Source organism: Acetobacter suratthaniensis, from assembly GCF_017377745.1.
In the GTDB taxonomy this organism is placed as follows: Bacteria; Pseudomonadota; Alphaproteobacteria; order Acetobacterales; family Acetobacteraceae; genus Acetobacter; species Acetobacter suratthaniensis.
Genome location: NZ_JAFVMG010000004.1, coordinates 1 through 16,047 on the forward strand (window position 1 = coordinate 1; position 16,047 = coordinate 16,047).

Below are 16,047 nucleotides of genomic sequence, written 5' to 3' on the forward strand. Positions count from 1 at the left end.
CTCGCGCCCGGCGGCATCAGACTGTGAAGGTGTATCCAACATGCGCTCTCTCCCACAATATGAAAGGATTCAACATCTTTCCTGACAGGGTAAGCTTTTTTCAAACCCTGCGATAGTCCGTCAGCATAGCGTGGGTAACCGGACGGAGTTATGGAAACCCGACTTTTATTTTTGATAGTGCTACAGGATTTTATACACCCCCGGCCGATGATCCAGCCGGGGGCATGTATTCTCAGAACTCGACGACAGTGCGGATACTCTCACCGCGCTCCATCATGTCAAAGCCCTCATTGATCCGCTCCAGCGGCAGCTTGTGCGTAATCAGATCGTCAATGTTGATCCGGTTTTCCATATACCAGTCAACAATCTTGGGAACATCCGTACGACCCCGCGCCCCACCAAAAGCAGAGCCAATCCAGCGCCGACCCGTAACAAGCTGGAACGGACGCGTGCTGATCTCCTGACCCGCAGCCGCAACGCCAATAATCGTCGAAACACCCCAGCCACGATGCGCACATTCCAGGGCCTGACGCATCAGTGTCGGATTGCCGACACACTCAAAGGTGTAGTCTGCCCCACCGCCCGTCAGTTCCACAAGATGGCCCACAACATCGCCATTCGGCCCAAGGTCACGCGGGTTTACAAAATCCGTCATGCCAAACTGCCGCGCCATCGCCTCACGCGCAGGGTTGATGTCAACGCCGATAATCCGGTCCGCGCCCACCATCTTCGCACCCTGAATCACGTTCAGGCCAATCCCCCCAAGACCAAACACAACAACCGTCGAGCCGGGTTCAACCTTAGCCGTGAACAGAACCGCGCCAATACCCGTGGTCACACCGCAGCCAATATAGCAGACCTTGTCAAACGGTGCGTCAGGGCGGATCTTCGCCAGCGCAATCTCCGGCAGAACCGTGTAATTCGCAAAGGTCGAACAGCCCATGTAATGATGGATCGGCTGACCCTTGAACGAAAAGCGCGACGTGCCATCAGGCATCAGGCCCTTGCCCTGTGTCGAACGGATGGCCGTGCACAAGTTCGTCTTGCGTGAAAGGCATGATTTGCACTCGCGGCACTCGGGCGTATACAGCGGGATAACATGATCCCCCGGACGCAGATGCTGCACACCAGCACCAACCTCCACAACAACACCAGCCCCTTCATGCCCCAGAATGGCAGGAAAAAGACCCTCAGGGTCCGCACCAGAAAGCGTGTATTTGTCCGTGTGGCATAGGCCCGTCGCCTTCACCTCTACAAGAACCTCGCCCGCTCGCGGCCCTTCCAGCTGAACCCGCTCAATCTCCAATGCACGTCCAGCCTCAAAAGCTACCGCCGCCCTTACGTCCATTCTCTTTATCCCCTGATCAAGACTTTTACTGAGTAACATTGCGCGAGGCAGCGCCAGATGGCCCTAGCCCCAGTTGCCGCAAATGGTTCATGATGGCCCGTGCCGCCTCATCGGCGGACGGAGCAACCAGCACGTTTCCGCTCCCTTTCGTGGCATCGGATGTTCCGCTCATCAGCCGTGGGCGCGCGCGCCATGGGCGAATGTCGCCCTGCACACCATTATCCTGCCCCTCATCCGATGTTGTGGTCAGATGAACGTTTTCGATATGTGCTGCACGCCCGATGGCGTGTACCCGCACAGGAACATTCCCCGTACGGTCATGTGCCGCCAGCACGCACGCGCCTTCAATAAACACGGGCCTACGCACCCCACGTGGCCGGGCCTGCAATACCTGCAGTGCTCCAGAGCTTTTTTCTTCCGTATCGGACGCGCCAACAACCTCAGCAACATCTGACACCACCGCCCAGTCAAGCGCATGCGCGACTTCAAACGGCACAAGCCCGCTATCCAGCCCACCGCAAGCCCTGTGTCCCGTAACCAGAATACGGATATCTGTATTGGCCCGAAGCCACGCGGCCAGTGCTGCACCAACCAAGCCAGCGCCGCGTTCCTCCGCTGCATTGTCCATCAGCACATCAATCCGGTTCAGACCATATGCCGCATAATCACGTAGGAGCGGCATTGCCGCACCGACATGCACCCCCACCAGATCAGCCGAAAGCTGCCGGGCAAGACCAATAGCATGCAGTTCTGACAGTACTGGAGCCGCACGCCCGGACAGGGCATCCACGCCGCAGGACAGGGCAACGGCTACCCGCATGACTGTTCCCCTTCCTGCTGTGCCAGCCGCAGCACTGCGGGCATGACGTCCTGTGCATCGGCAATAATGGCCAAGGAGGCACGTGCGACCATAGCAGCATGCAAATCGGTGTTGACGGCAATAATGTTTTCCACCCGCCCTATCCCCTGCAAATGCTGTGGCGCACCCGAAATACCGACAGCCAGATAACAGGCTGCATCCAGCACTGTGCCTGATGCTCCAACCTGTGTTTGCCGGGGCATATGCCCCGCATCACACACCACGCGGCTGGCCCCCGGCGTGCCACCCAATACCCGCACCATGGCCGCAAACTGAGTGAAATCATGCACGCCATTCCCTGCTGAGACCACAAAGGGGGCTTCCCCCAGAGGCAGGCTTGCGGGGTCACCCGCCACGGCATCACCAAAGCGCACGCGCCCTGTCTGCTCTGGCCCTTTCCTTTCGCTATCCGCCGGATAATCCATGCCCATAATTTCATGCGCCAGACCCGCATAGGCGGCCACCCTATCCTCCTCCAGCGTCATAACCTGCGGGAGCACCTGCACCACACGCTCGCGCCGCATGGCATGGCATGGCGCAATGACGGCGCGGAGTGAAAAAGCCTGTATCGCCCCCATAAAACTGCAACCACCGGCAACCGTAACACGGCGCGCCCTGTCTGCCCCTTCCGGGCTTTCAGGAAACAGGATGTGGGCGGCACCACTTTGCTGGAACCAGTGCAGGACGGCGCGTGCCTGCCTGTCCGGATTATCCTGCCCGGGCGGGAGGAAAAACAGTCTGTCCGCGCCTGCCTGCGCAAGAGCCGCTTGCTGCTCTTCTGGCAGATCAGCCGGACAGAGAATGCCCACAGCCCCCTTGCCACCATCCGCAACGAGCCGGGCGGCGCCGATAATCTGCCTATCAAAGCGGGAAAGACGCATATCCTCGAAATCGGGAGCAGCCAGAACCAGCATGGCCGGGTTTTCCACCCGGATCATACGCGGCGCCACCTCCGCCGCAACAGCGACTGCTGCACCCGCACGAGCACTCCCCCACACAATGCGCCTGCGTCCGGCCCCTCCCGGCACGGTATGGTACGCACGCTCCGCTCTTGGGTCGCGCCGCCGACCGTCCATCACATGATTAGAGATACCCCCCATAACATAGCGTAGCCGTCCGGCCTGTCCGGGCTGGCGACGCGCTGCGCGTTCGGCAAAGGGTGAGCGGCGGATACGGCCTGTCATGCATCCTCCACTGCGGCCAGAACCAACTCGGCAATATCACGCACCTGCGGCTGTTCCCCCACAACACCTTCCAGCATGGCCGTGCAGCCGGGACAGCCCACCGCCACCACAGCGGCTCCGGCCTGCCGTGCATGCGCCATGCGCAGATCGGGAATACGTTCGCGCGCATCCACATCGCTCACCGGATTGCCGCCCCCACCTCCACAGCACATGGCCTGCATGCCGTGCCGCTCCATTTCCACCACACTCTGGCACGCTCCGGCCAATAAACGCCGGGGCGCTTCGATCTGCCCATTGTAGCGGCCCAGATAACAGGGATCGTGCCAGGCAACCGGCGCACCGGCCTGCGGGTTCAGCTTCAAACGACCGGCCTGCACCAGTTCATCCAGCAGGCCTGTATGGTGCTGCACCACCCATGACGGCCCCATGCCATTGTTCAGACCCGGATACTCGTTGGCCAGCACATGAAAGGCGTGCGGGTCTGCCGTAACAATACGGTTAAACCGACGCCGCGAAAGCGTTGTGACGACATCAGCCGCCAGCATCTGGAAAGTTTCCTCATCACCCAGCCTGCGGGCCAGATCGCCACAATCGGTTTCGGCTTCGCCCAGAATGGCAAAACGTAGTCCAGAACGGTGCATAAGCGTGACCAGTGCCTGAAGGCTCCGGCTGTAGCGCCTGTCAAAGGCGCCCTCACCCAGCCAGAGCAGAATATCGGTTTCCTCCCCTTCAGCCAGAACAGGCACATCGAGCATGGCCAGCCCTTCCGCCCGCTCCACTGGTGGTCGTCCGGCAAGGTTGCCTTTGTCGCGCAGCACACGCAGGGCGGTTGCCGCTCCCGGCCGCAAGGCACCGTGCATGAGAGCTTGCCCACGGCGCAGATCAACAATGGTATCCACATGCTCGATCATCATCGGGCATTCTTCCACGCAGGCCCGGCAGGTTGTGCAGGCCCACAGCGTTTCAGGATGAATGGAGCCCCCTTCGCCCACAATCGCCTGTGACAGACCGCCCTGCCCGGTGACAGCCGGAGCCCCCGGCGCGGGAGAGCCCGTATAAACCCCACCACGCATGGCATGCACCATACCCTGTACCAGCGCCTTGGGGTTGAGCTTCTGCCCGGCGGCAAAAGCCGGGCAGACCTGCTCGCACCGCCCGCATTGAATACAGGCATCAAAACTCGCCAGAACATTCCATGAAAAATCAACAGGCGTCACGCAGCCCAGCATGGGGGCATCCAGCGCCATACCCCGCAGCGCGGTGTCGCGCCCGCCACCGAACCGGCCTGGGCGGGTATGGGTAACCAGCCATGTGGCCCCAGAAAAGGCATGTTTAAGCGGCCCGGCCCCCAGCAGCCACAGCAAAGCAGCGCCCCCGGCCCCAACCATGATCTGGCCAACCCATACGACCGGGCCTGTCTGTGTATCTGAAACAAGACCCCACATAGCCAAAAACCACAGACCGCCGAGGCAGCACACTATGGCAGGCGCAATGGCATAGAACAGCCCACCGGACAGAAAGGCCGGCCTGCGTGGCCAGCGCCTGCGCCAGACCAACACCGCCCCCGCCAGCCCCACCAGAGCAAACAACGCCACACAGCCCCAGTACAGACGGCTTGCCCGCAGGAACGGCAACACCCCGAGCAAGGCCAATGCAACACTGGCCATAAGCCCACCGGCGGTCAGAGCGTGCATGCGCCCGGCCCCCGGCCTGCGCTCAACCACGTCATGCACGTCTTTCAGGTAGCGTCGTGGCAAAGCCATAAGCCCGGCCTGCCAGTCAATGACAGCCGACCGCCCCTGCCGCCAGCCCATGGCGTAGCGCCCCGCGACAAGCAGGCCACCCACGCACAATACCCAGACCAGACCTGCCGCCGTCAGCATCATCTCTTAAAAATCCTTGCACAGACGCAAGGCATCATAAATGGCCGCATGAATATTGCGTCCGGCCACAGCATCGCCAATGCGGAACAGGGCGAAGCCTCCCGCCCCGGCCTGCTCAAGTGCTGGCTGCGGCTGGCCTTCCAGCAGGGCAGGAAGATCCGTCACACCATGATTGACCGATTGTGCTTTGAGATCAAAATACAGTGTTTCAAGCGGCAGATTTCCACATTCCACCACCACCGCATCCACCAGACGCTCTTCTTCCTCGCCTGTCATGGTGTTGCGCAGTACTGCCACCACGCGGTTTTCCTCGCGGTAGAGTTCCTGCAACTCCATATTGGGGGACAGGATCACACCCAGACGATACAGCTCGCGCAGGTGGACAGGCTGGTTTGTTGTGCCTACCTCCTGTGCAATCAGCCGGTCGCACGTCGCCATTTCCACCTGACAGCCACGCGTGGCCAGCAACTCCGCCGCAGAGGCTGCATTATGCTGCCCCATTTCATCATAAAGCAGAACACTGCCTTCAGGTGCCGCCTGACCATCCAGCACATCACGCACGGTACAGGCCAGTTCATGGCCCGGCCAGTCACCCCGGTTGGCAACACCACCCGTTGCTACAATGACAACATCAGGTGTAAGGGCCGCAACCGACTGTGCATCCGCCGGGGTATTCAGCCTGATCTCCACGCCCAGTTTACGCACCTGCGCATCAAGCCAGCGCACGATGCCTGACAGGGCTTCGCGCCAGCCTGCCTTGGCCGCAATATTAACCTGCCCCCCCGTACGGTCTGTTTTTTCAAACAGGATCACCTCATGCCCACGCAGGGCGCACACGCGGGCCGCTTCCAGACCAGCGACCCCGCCCCCCACAATCACCACCCGCCGCTTACGCTCTGCCGGGGCAATATCATGTGGCAAGGTCTGTTCACGCCCGGTCGCAGGGTTTTGCAGGCACAGCGCATCGCCCCCTACGTAAATCCGATCAATACAGTAACCGGCACCAACGCACTGGCGGATATCCTCTTCCCGCCCGGCAGTCAGTTTGTTGACGATATGCGGATCCGCAATATGGGCCCGGGTCATGGCCACCATATCCACATGCCCTTCAGCAATGGCGCGGGCCGCCGTGGCCAGATCCATGATGCGCTGGGCATGGAAGACCGGAATATCCACTTCACGGCGCACACCACTGGCCAGATGCAGGAATGGGGCTACAGGAAACGCCATGTTGGGCAGGCTGACAGCGTGCGACATTTCATCGCGCGCCTGACCGCCAATGATGTTGACAAAATCAATCAACCCACGCCCGGCATAATCCGAGACAATGGCAATGGCGTCCTCATGAGAAATGCCGCCTTTGAGCATTTCATCACCCGACATGCGTAGGCCCACCACATAGTCATCACCCACCGCTTCGCGCACTGCGGTAAAAACTTCGCGCCCGAAGCGCATGCGGTTTTCCAGAGAGCCCCCATAGGCATCGCTTCGCCTGTTAACGAGCGGGCTCCAGAACTGGTCAAGCAAATGCCCATGTGCGCCGGACAGTTCCAACCCATCCAACCCACCGTCCTTGCAGCGGCGGGCCGCATCGGCAAAGGCGCGGATAATCCGGCTTATATCTTCATCTTCCAGTGCTTTTGGCACCGAGCGCGAGGCGGGTTCACGCACAACGGAAGGGGCTACAACCGGCAGCCAGGCATCTGTATCCCATCGGGTACGGCGGCCCATGTGGGTAAGCTGGATCATCAGCTTACCGCCATAGCCATGCACCCTATCCGCGAACTGCTGAAAATATGGAATGATGCTGTCATCCGAGACCGCAATCTGGTTCCATGGCGTAGCAGGGCTATCGCAATCGACCGAGGAGGAACCGCCGAACATGGTCAGCCCGATCCCACCACGCGCCTTTTCTGCATGATAAAGCTGGTAGCGATCCTTGGGCTTACCCCCCTCGCCATAGCCCGGCGCATGGCTTGTGCTCATGATCCTGTTACGGATAACCAGATTTTTTATCCGCAGGGGGCGCAGAAGAACATCCGCATTCGCGTTCATGCTGTCAGTTTCCTTCAGGGCTGGCCGTTCTGGCCCATCTGCCGCCGTTCATCGCGCGGGGGATAACCATACCGTCCGCGATAGGCCGTGCTAAAATGCGCCGAGGATGTAAAACCACAAGCCATAGCAACATCCGTTACCGGCATGCAGGTCTGCTGTAACAGCCGGCGTGCCTTTTCCAGCCGGGCCGCCGACAGGTAGCCTGCCGGGGTGGTGTTGGTATGGCTTCGAAAAATGCGTTCAAGATGTCGGGTTGAAAAACCAAGTTCTTTGGCCAGTGTAGCAACCCGCAAGGGGCGGTCCATCTGGGTTTCGATCATGCGTACTGCTTTACGCAGGGCCAGCGGCATTCCTGCCAGATTGGCGGCGGGCTGACTTTCCTCGCCCGCGCGACCACGATCGAGAATGAACTGCGCCGCCACCGCGCGCGATAGAGAAGCACCTGAGCGCGCCTCGACAATTTTCAGGATCAGGTCGAGCGGCACAGACCCACCTGTACAGGTCAGCCTGTTTCGATCAATGACAAACATATCGCCGGACACATCTATCTCTGGAAATTCCTCCTGAATTGCACTCAGGTTTTCCCAGTGCACCGCGCAGCGATACCCCCGTAGCAAACCGGCTTCAGCCAGCGCAAAAGTACCTGTGCACAAAGCCCCGAGCATAACGCCTGCACGGGCTTGCGTGCGTAGGAAAGTGCGCAGGGCCTCAGATGTTGCAGCCCGGACATTAACCCCACCACAGACAAAAATAATATCATAACGCTGGCTTGTCGCCTGAAGGCTCGGGTTCAGGCTCAGCCCGTTACTGGCCTGCGCGGCCTCACCATTCAAGGTCAGGATATCCCACACATAGGCATCGCCCTGACCAAGCCTGTTGGCCATACGCAACCCCTCGATCGCGTTGCTGACCGCAATCATGGAGTAATTATCCAGTGTCAGAAAACCAAAGCGCCGCAGGGCGGCAAGAGACTGATCACGCGCCATGGCTCAGCGCTCGACCACAAGATCGGTACGGGGCTTGGCACAGCACAACAGGATCATACCCTGATCAATCTCGCGCTGGCGGATCCCCCCCTGATGCTCCATATCCACCTCTCCCGACACCAGCTTGCATTTGCAGGTGCCACACATGCCCTTGGCGCAGGAAGCAGGCAGGCGCATGCCCGCCGCCCGCGCAGCAGACAGAACCGGCGTACCGGACGGGCAGGCAATTTCGCGGCGGCTTTTGGTAAAGCTGACCGTATAGGCTGTTTCCGTCAGTGCCTGCGTGGTCTCCACAATTTCGGGTTCTTCCTCAACAAGGGTGCCGAAGTCGAAACTCTCCTCGTGATACTGTTTCATGTTGAAACCGGAACGTTCAAGAAGTGCGCGAACCGCCGCCATATACGGCGCAGGCCCACACACATAAACCGTGCGCTCCAGAAAATCCGGCGTGATCTGAGCCAGCATGTCCGCACTCAGGCGCCCACGATAGCCATGCCATTTTTCAAACGGCGCATCACCCTCGCAAATAAAACTTGTACGCAGGCCGGTATTGCCCAGCTCCAGCGCAGCAAGCTCCTGACGAAAAATCAGATCAGCCGGGCTGCGCGCACTATGCACGAAGGCAATATCCGCGCCGTTCCGGGTGTCGAGCAGATAACGCGACATGGACATCATAGGGGTGATACCACTCCCCGCTGAAAGAAACAGGAACCGGCGCGCCTCGGAACCATCGCAGGCAAAATCACCCATGGGGCCGAGTACGCGTACATCCATGCCTTCACGCAACGTATCGTGCAGCCAGTTGGACACCAGCCCCCCCGGCACACGCTTGACCGTAATGGACAAAGCATGCGGCCGCGATGGCGAGGATGAAACCGTATAGCAGCGATTAACCTCTTCCCCGCCGATTGGCAGCACCAGTGTCATGAACTGACCGGGCCTAAACAAAAAACGCCTTGGCTCAGGAGCCGTGAAAACAAAGGTCTTCACATCATGCGTTTCCTGTATGACAGCCTGACAGCGCAGGACTTCATCCGTTTGCGCGTTCCAGGCCGGTGCATCCAGAATGGCGGGGAAAAGTTCCGTCATGCAAGATAGTCCTTCAGACGTTCGATGTACCAAGAGGCAAATTTCTCTACCAGCCCTTCGGTGTAAGGAGAGTAGAAGCCCGTTTCATAAGCGGGGTCCTGCGCACCCTGCTGGGCGATTCCTACCAGATCGGCATCCTGCTGGTTGGTTGCTTTCCAGACTTCGGTCAGCCGGTCCAGATCGTAATCAACACCTTCAACCGCGTTCTTGTTCACCAGCCACGTAGTGCGCACCAGCGTACGCCCGGCACTCAGCGGCAGCGCCGTGAAGGTAATGACGTGATCGCCCATGAAATGGTGCCATGAGTTAGGCTGCGTCCAGAAAGACAGCGCGCCCAACGCCTTGTCCGACACTGTGCCAATCGGCAGGCGGCAGGCTGCGCGCGTATCCATGGTGTAGCTTTCGCCACTCTGGTCGATGGGCAAGCGCTGGGTACGAAAACCGGTCGGGCGTCCGGTCAGTTCATCCACCTCACGCGAAGGCAGGCCCTCGCCTTCCCAGCGTGAGCAGGAAGCCTCAACCAGATCGGTATAACGCTGGGCATCGGTGCGGGCGTCTTCATCCAGTTCCGTGGGAGAGAAGCCAAACCCGTAGGCAAAGAGCGGAATGGTCAGTTCGGGATGGTTGGGGCCGCAGTGGTAACACTCGCGGTTGTTTTCCATCGTCAGCTTCCAGTTCCCGTCTTCAATCAGGTCAGCCTGATAGGCAACACGGGCTTCGCGCACGTTATGGGGGGCCAGATACGGCTCCATAACACGGGCCATCTCGTCAATATCGCCCGGCGGGTTGTCGGACAGGCAGATAAACAGCAGCCCACCGATCGAACGTAGCGCCACGGGCTTGAGGCTGTTGCAGCCGGGCTTGAAATCCTCGCCCATGTGCTCATAAAATTTCAGCTTACCATCCAGCCCGTATGTCCATGAATGATACGGACACACGATATTGCCGATCATCGTTGCCCCCTCGGGGATCATCCTGACCCCACGATGGCGACAGACGTTGTGGAAAGCCCGGATCGCTCCATCATCATCCCGCACGATAATGATGGAAGCTTTACCGACATTCACGACCAGCGCATCGCCCGGCTCCGCGACTTCCGGCTCGGACGCCACAAAAATCCAGTGCCGGTCGAAGATCGCCTTCATATCAAGGTCGAATACTTCATCGCTCGTGTAAAAAGGCGCATCCAGCGATTTTCCCGCGACACGCCGCTCAACAAGAGCCTTTATGGATTCAGTCATGTTTTCAAACCCTTGCCTGCCGGCCTGCCATTCGCTTGCCGTAACAAAGACTGTGCCATAATCATCCGAGATTTTTTTTGAAATTGCGACCTAAATTTACGCGCAAAAGACTTTTTTTATACGCTCAACATTCCGGGAAACAAACGGCCAGCCCCCCCTGCGACGTTTCCTTGTAACGGCTGCTCATATCCGCGCCCGTTTCTTTCATGGTTGCAATCACCTGATCCAGCGAGACATGGTGCGACCCATCACCCCGCAGCGCGAGTGAGGCCGCATTGATCGCCTTGACCGCCCCAAACGCATTACGCTCGATACACGGAATCTGCACCAGGCCGCCCACGGGGTCACAGGTCATGCCAAGATGGTGTTCCATGCCAATTTCGGCTGCGTTTTCAATCTGTTCCGGCCCACCACCCAGAGCCGCCGCAAGCCCACCCGCCGCCATGGAACACGCGACACCAACCTCGCCCTGACACCCGACCTCCGCCCCTGAAATCGAAGCATTGCGCTTGAACAGACCACCTATGGCTGTGGCAGTCAGGATAAACCGCTGCTCGCCCTCCTTCGTGGCATCGGGGCAGAATGTCCGGTAATAGCGCAGAACAGCGGGCAGAACGCCTGCCGCCCCATTAGTCGGAGCGGTAACAAGCCGCCCGCCCGCAGCATTTTCCTCATTCACGGCGATAGCGAACAGGCTCACCCAATCCATAACCTCGTGTGCTGTGCGCAGGTTACGAAAGCGATCCGCTTCAAGCCGTTTCCGCAAGCCCGGTGCACGGCGACGTACAGCCAGCTTGCCCGGCAGCACGCCTTCATGGTGCATGCCACGTTCTACCGCGCTCATCATTTCTTCAATGATACGGCTGATATGCGCCCCAACCTCATGCCCCGGCCGCAAGGCAACCTCGTTCGCCAGCACGATTTCGGCAATGCTCAGCCCCGTCTGGCGCGTAAGCTCAAGCAGCTCACGCGCACACACAAAATCAAACGGCACAGCAGGTTCATCCGGCGCTGCCTGCTGGGCAAGCTGCTCCTCGGGCACCACAAACCCACCCCCTACAGAACAGACACGCTGGCACGCCAGCACGGAGCCCTGTGCATCAAGCGCTTCAAACTGCATGGTATTGGGGTGAAAGGTAGCCGGGGTTTCATAATCAAACACCACATCAGCCTGCGGATCGAACGCGATGTCTGCCCCGTTCAGCCGCAGGAGGTGCTCCACGCCAGCCCGTTCCATACAGGCATCTGCCTGTGTTTTTTCCACCGTATCGGGGCGCAGTCCGGCAAGCCCCAGTATTACGGCCCGGTCAGTCGCATGCCCTTTGCCAGTCCAGGCCAGAGAGCCATACAGTGTCACCCGCAAGCGTGCGACACCCCCCGGCAAGATAGCGGCAAAATCGCCCGCAGCCCGCATGGGGCCAACCGTATGAGAAGAAGACGGACCAATGCCGATCTTGAACAGATCAAACAGGCTGACCATGGGTCTTTATCCAGAGCGAAGACACAACCGGGGCGAGCGACCTGAGGGCACTCCCCCCGGCCCGGTCATGAAACGACAGAAGGTGTAAAAATCAGAACCGTGTGTCGTGCGCGGCACTTTTCAGCATCGCGGTGACATAGGGCAGAAACGAGGTCCAGACCTCCAGATGGAAGCGATCCTCTGCCTGCCGCCAGATCATGCCATCGGCCTTGTCCAACAGGGTACGCGTGGCCGTGCCGGGAGCAAAGCTTGCGGGGGCGAAATCCAGCGGACTGAGGCAGCCCAGCACCTCGGCCGCACGGGGGCCACCGACAGACAGCGTAGCTTGCCTGGCCGTAACCTCCACAAGACTATGCGCAAGGCCAGACAAGGCACTGGCCCATGCCTCGGCCACACCCTGTGCTGCTGCTGGTTCCAGCAAAAACAGCACTTCATACGGGCCAAGCCTGAGAGCCGTAGCGCCCTCAGCCTGCGCGACCCCCAGCATATCCGGCACAGTGCAGCCTACGGCGGCACAGGCCGCCTGCATGGCCGCCTCGCGCCCCTGAAAGACCCAACGGGTCAACGATGGGCCGGTCGCAAGAGCGAAGCCAGCCAGATCAACAGTGCTCTCAGCCATTCAGGCGCACTCCTTCCGCGTCGTAAAAGACGGGATCAACCAGCTTGACGGGAATCACACGGTCTTCCATCGGCACATAAAGCGTCTGCCCCTTGCGCGCCCGGCCACCCGAAATCATGCCCAATGCAATGGAACGCCCCAGTGTTGCGCTGAAATACGATGAGGTGACATAACCCAGCTTGTGCATGGGGATAGCCTCCTTCGGATCAGCCACAAGCTGCGCACCTTCCTCCAGCACTTCCTGCGGGGCTTCGGTCAGCAACCCGACAAGCTGCATCCGTTCGGGTGACTGCATGGCGGGCAGCGCCAGAGACCGCTTGCCAACAAAATCTTTCTTGGCCTTGCCAACCGCCCAGCCACATCCGGCATCATCCGGTGTCACGGTGCCATCGGTTTCCTGCCCGACGATAATGTAGCCTTTTTCCGCGCGCAGCACGTGCATGGTTTCCGTGCCATACGGTGTCAGCCCATGCGCCTGCCCGGCCTGCCACACGGCATCCCATATCCGGCGGCCCTCGGTTGTCGGCACGTTGATTTCAAAGCCGAGTTCACCCGAGAAGCTGACGCGGAACAACCGCATGGGAACACCCAGAATGGTGCCCTCGACCACGCTCATATGCGCCAGTGCCTCACCGGAAATATCCAGCCCATCCACCAGAGGCGCAAGAATTTCACGCGCTTTTGGCCCCTGCAACGCAATGACCGACCACTGCTCGGTGGTGGAGGTCAGCCAGACATCCAGATCAGGCCATTCCGTCTGCAGATAGTCTTCCATCATGGACAGAACACCCGCAGCCCCACCCGTGGTGGTGGTGACATGAAAACGGTCTTCCGCAATGCGGCCCACAACGCCATCGTCATAGATGAAGCCGTTTTCGCGGCACAACAGGCCATAGCGGCAGCGCCCGACCCCGAGCTTGGTCCATGCGTTCACATACATGCGGTTCATGAAGGTCGCCGCATCCGGGCCTACAACCTCAATCTTGCCCAGCGTGGACGCATCGAAAATACCCGCCGCATTGCGCACAGCCAGACATTCGCGCCGCACGGCGGCTTCCATGTCCTCGCCATTGCGGGGGAAGTAGCGCGCACGGCGCCACATCGAGACATCCTCAAACACCGCACCTTGCGCACGCGCCCAGCTATCAACCTGCGTGCGGCGGTCGGGATCGAACAGATCCCCACGCGCATGGCCCGCGAACGTGCCGAATGTGACCGGCGTAAAGGGCGGACGGAACGTGGTCAGCCCCACCTGCTGCACCGGCCTGCCCAGCGCGTAGGAGGCAATGCCCAGAGCATTGACATTGGACAGCTTGCCCTGATCGGTGGCCATGCCCGTTGTGGTGTAACGCTTGACGTGTTCGATGGAGCGGAAGCCCTCGCGCACGGCCAGACGGATGTCCTTGGCGGTTACATCGTGCTGGAAATCGACAAAGGACATGCTGTGCAAATCCTTGCCTCGACGGGGCAATGCCCCGGCAAAACCTGCATAATCAGCACGGTCCTGCGCATCCACCCGCCATGCAGGGGTATCGCCCGTATGGCCACCGGCACTGGCCGCAGCCACACCGGCGGCGGCACCATCCGCCAGAACCGCATCAAGCTGATACACGCCGTGACACGCCCCGACCGAACGCTCACGCTCAGCGGACTCGCCGGGCACATAAGCCCCGACTTTTTCATCAAACCGCAGCTTGCCACGCGACTGCGAGAACAGATGCACACTGGGCGTGTAACCGCCTGCCATCAGCACCAGATCCGCGCTGACATGACGGCCCTTACCAACATCACCACCCGGCAGCACCGGAGCCAGTTCAACCCCGCTGACCCGCTGCGTGCCATGCACGCGCTGGACAACGAAAGATTTGTACACCCGCACTCCCATCTGCTGGCACTGGCGCAACAATGCGCTGTCAGGTGCCGGACGGATGTCGGCTATGGCGGCAACAGACGCCCCCACCTCCAAAAGATCAAGCGCCACACGATAAGCACTGTCATTAGCGGCAACAATTACAACCTTGCGCCCGCACAGCACGCCATAACGGTTCAGATACGTACGGGCCGCCGTAGCCAGCATGACACCGGGCCGATCATTGCCTTCAAACACCATCGGGCGTTCAAGTGCTCCCGTGGCCAGCACGACTTCCTTGGCCCGCACCTGCCACAGACGCTCGCGCGGCTGGCCGCTGGCACCGGTCATCAGATGATCGGTCAGGCGCTGGTTCAGTGCAATCATGTTGTGCGGGCCGTAATTGAACGCGGAACAGCGCGTCATCAGCCGCACATTTGGCAGGGCTTCCAGCTCGGCCACAACGCCGCGCACCCAGTCCGGCCCGCTCAGACCCTCGATACGGGCCTGACGGTCAGACAGGAGCGAACCACCGAATTCAGCCGTTTCATCCACCAAAATGACCCGCGCCCCGGTACGGCCAGCCGCGAGCGCCGCACTCAGCCCGGCCGGGCCACCACCCGCCACCAGCACATCGCAATGATCATAACGGAAGGCATAGCTGTCGGGATCGGGTTCTGTCGGGGCAACACCCAGACCAGCCGCATGGCGGATGATCGGCTCATAAACCTTATCCCAGAAGTTTTTCGGCCACATGAAGGTCTTGTAGTAAAAACCTGCGGGCAACATGGCCGAGAACAGGCTGTTCACACTCCCCAGATCGAACTCCAGACAGGGGGAGCGGTTCTGGCTGACAGCTACAAGACCTTCATGAATTTCAACCTGCGTCGCCCGCAGGTTGGGCGTGTGCAGGGCCGGGCCTTTACCCACCCCCACCAATGCATTCGGCTCATCCGAACCCGCCGTAACAGGCCCGCGCGGACGGTGATATTTATACGACCGTCCCATGAGATGACGGCCATGCGCCAGCAGGGCAGAGGCCAGCGTATCGCCCGCATAGCCCGCATAACTGCGCCCATCAAACGTGAAGCTGACAGGGCGGGATGTATCAACCCGCCCCCGGCCCGGAATACGGAACATCTGGTTCATCGCGCCGCCTCCGCAGCCTGTTCCGGCGTTACATCGGGCCGAGGCTGGCCCATTTCATAGGTCATCACGAAACGATCTGTCCGGGTATCACGCAGGGCATTGAAAAACCGGCCGCAGCCATGAGCATGGCGCCAGCGTTCGGCAATCAGCCCCTTGGGGTTGTCACGCATGTAAAGATACTGAGCCCATTCCTCATCACTCAGAGTCATGGGGTCGGCCGGGCGGGCGATATGTGCCTCGCCGCCATTCGCAAACTCGACTTCAGCCCGTTCCCCGCAATAGGGGCATTTTATCAGCAACATGTC

General features: G+C 60.1%; 12 protein-coding genes. All 12 read right to left on the reverse strand.

Features of this window, described 5'->3' with window-relative positions:
• Positions 1–232: 232 nt before the first annotated feature.
• The 12 genes from J2D75_RS05705 to J2D75_RS05760 all read right to left on the reverse strand — a co-directional run bounded on the left by J2D75_RS05705 (position 233) and on the right by J2D75_RS05760 (position 16,044).
• Entirely contained in the window at positions 233–1,348 is a 1,116-nt protein-coding gene (locus tag J2D75_RS05705; protein ID WP_207853818.1) for an S-(hydroxymethyl)glutathione dehydrogenase/class III alcohol dehydrogenase, read from the reverse strand.
• Positions 1,349–1,373: 25 nt separating this feature from the next.
• On the reverse strand, positions 1,374–2,168 hold the full coding sequence (locus tag J2D75_RS05710) for an adenine nucleotide alpha hydrolase family protein (RefSeq protein WP_207853819.1): 795 nt from the start codon (positions 2,166–2,168) through the stop codon (positions 1,374–1,376).
• Positions 2,159–3,391 (reverse strand): FAD-binding protein, encoded by a 1,233-nt coding sequence (locus tag J2D75_RS05715; protein WP_207853820.1) that lies wholly within the window; start codon positions 3,389–3,391, stop codon positions 2,159–2,161. The genes J2D75_RS05710 and J2D75_RS05715 overlap by 10 nt, the downstream gene beginning before the upstream one ends.
• Positions 3,388–5,277, reverse strand: coding sequence for a DUF3483 domain-containing protein (locus J2D75_RS05720; RefSeq protein ID WP_207853821.1), 1,890 nt, complete (start codon positions 5,275–5,277; stop codon positions 3,388–3,390). Before J2D75_RS05720 ends, J2D75_RS05715 begins: the two co-directional genes overlap by 4 nt.
• 3 nt (positions 5,278–5,280) lie before the next feature.
• On the reverse strand, positions 5,281–7,329 hold the full coding sequence (locus tag J2D75_RS05725) for an NADH:flavin oxidoreductase (protein WP_207853822.1): 2,049 nt from the start codon (positions 7,327–7,329) through the stop codon (positions 5,281–5,283).
• A gap of 14 nt (positions 7,330–7,343) precedes the next feature.
• On the reverse strand, positions 7,344–8,315 hold the full coding sequence (locus tag J2D75_RS05730) for a GlxA family transcriptional regulator (RefSeq protein WP_207853823.1): 972 nt from the start codon (positions 8,313–8,315) through the stop codon (positions 7,344–7,346).
• 3 nt (positions 8,316–8,318) lie between these two features.
• Entirely contained in the window at positions 8,319–9,404 is a 1,086-nt protein-coding gene (locus tag J2D75_RS05735) for a hybrid-cluster NAD(P)-dependent oxidoreductase (protein WP_207853824.1), read from the reverse strand.
• A complete protein-coding gene (locus tag J2D75_RS05740; RefSeq protein WP_207853825.1) occupies positions 9,401–10,645 on the reverse strand; it encodes an aromatic ring-hydroxylating oxygenase subunit alpha in 1,245 nt (414 codons plus the stop codon). The genes J2D75_RS05735 and J2D75_RS05740 overlap by 4 nt, the downstream gene beginning before the upstream one ends.
• Positions 10,646–10,769: 124 nt before the next feature.
• On the reverse strand, positions 10,770–12,125 hold the full coding sequence (locus J2D75_RS05745; protein ID WP_207853826.1) for an L-serine ammonia-lyase: 1,356 nt from the start codon (positions 12,123–12,125) through the stop codon (positions 10,770–10,772).
• A 91-nt stretch (positions 12,126–12,216) separates the two neighbouring features.
• Positions 12,217–12,744: a sarcosine oxidase subunit gamma gene (locus J2D75_RS05750; protein WP_207853827.1), complete on the reverse strand. Its 528-nt coding sequence runs from the start codon at positions 12,742–12,744 to the stop codon at positions 12,217–12,219.
• Positions 12,737–15,742, reverse strand: coding sequence for a sarcosine oxidase subunit alpha family protein (locus tag J2D75_RS05755; protein WP_207853828.1), 3,006 nt, complete (start codon positions 15,740–15,742; stop codon positions 12,737–12,739). The genes J2D75_RS05750 and J2D75_RS05755 overlap by 8 nt, the downstream gene beginning before the upstream one ends.
• The gene (locus tag J2D75_RS05760) at positions 15,739–16,044 is read right to left on the reverse strand and encodes a sarcosine oxidase subunit delta (protein ID WP_207853829.1); all 306 of its coding nucleotides are present in this window, start codon (positions 16,042–16,044) and stop codon (positions 15,739–15,741) included. Before J2D75_RS05760 ends, J2D75_RS05755 begins: the two co-directional genes overlap by 4 nt.
• Between the last annotated feature and the right edge of the window lie 3 nt (positions 16,045–16,047).

What these genes read in the sequence shown, in the direction of transcription:
- J2D75_RS05705 (WP_207853818.1), bottom strand. Translation starts at nt 1,348, where the DNA reads ATGGACGTAAGGGCGGCGGTAGCTTTTGAGGCTGGACGTGCATTGGAG.
- J2D75_RS05710 (WP_207853819.1), bottom strand. Translation starts at nt 2,168, where the DNA reads ATGCGGGTAGCCGTTGCCCTGTCCTGCGGCGTGGATGCCCTGTCCGGG.
- J2D75_RS05715 (WP_207853820.1), bottom strand. Translation starts at nt 3,391, where the DNA reads ATGACAGGCCGTATCCGCCGCTCACCCTTTGCCGAACGCGCAGCGCGT.
- J2D75_RS05720 (WP_207853821.1), bottom strand. Translation starts at nt 5,277, where the DNA reads ATGATGCTGACGGCGGCAGGTCTGGTCTGGGTATTGTGCGTGGGTGGC.
- J2D75_RS05725 (WP_207853822.1), bottom strand. Translation starts at nt 7,329, where the DNA reads ATGAACGCGAATGCGGATGTTCTTCTGCGCCCCCTGCGGATAAAAAAT.
- J2D75_RS05730 (WP_207853823.1), bottom strand. Translation starts at nt 8,315, where the DNA reads ATGGCGCGTGATCAGTCTCTTGCCGCCCTGCGGCGCTTTGGTTTTCTG.
- J2D75_RS05735 (WP_207853824.1), bottom strand. Translation starts at nt 9,404, where the DNA reads ATGACGGAACTTTTCCCCGCCATTCTGGATGCACCGGCCTGGAACGCG.
- J2D75_RS05740 (WP_207853825.1), bottom strand. Translation starts at nt 10,645, where the DNA reads ATGACTGAATCCATAAAGGCTCTTGTTGAGCGGCGTGTCGCGGGAAAA.
- J2D75_RS05745 (WP_207853826.1), bottom strand. Translation starts at nt 12,125, where the DNA reads ATGGTCAGCCTGTTTGATCTGTTCAAGATCGGCATTGGTCCGTCTTCT.
- J2D75_RS05750 (WP_207853827.1), bottom strand. Translation starts at nt 12,744, where the DNA reads ATGGCTGAGAGCACTGTTGATCTGGCTGGCTTCGCTCTTGCGACCGGC.
- J2D75_RS05755 (WP_207853828.1), bottom strand. Translation starts at nt 15,742, where the DNA reads ATGAACCAGATGTTCCGTATTCCGGGCCGGGGGCGGGTTGATACATCC.
- J2D75_RS05760 (WP_207853829.1), bottom strand. Translation starts at nt 16,044, where the DNA reads ATGTTGCTGATAAAATGCCCCTATTGCGGGGAACGGGCTGAAGTCGAG.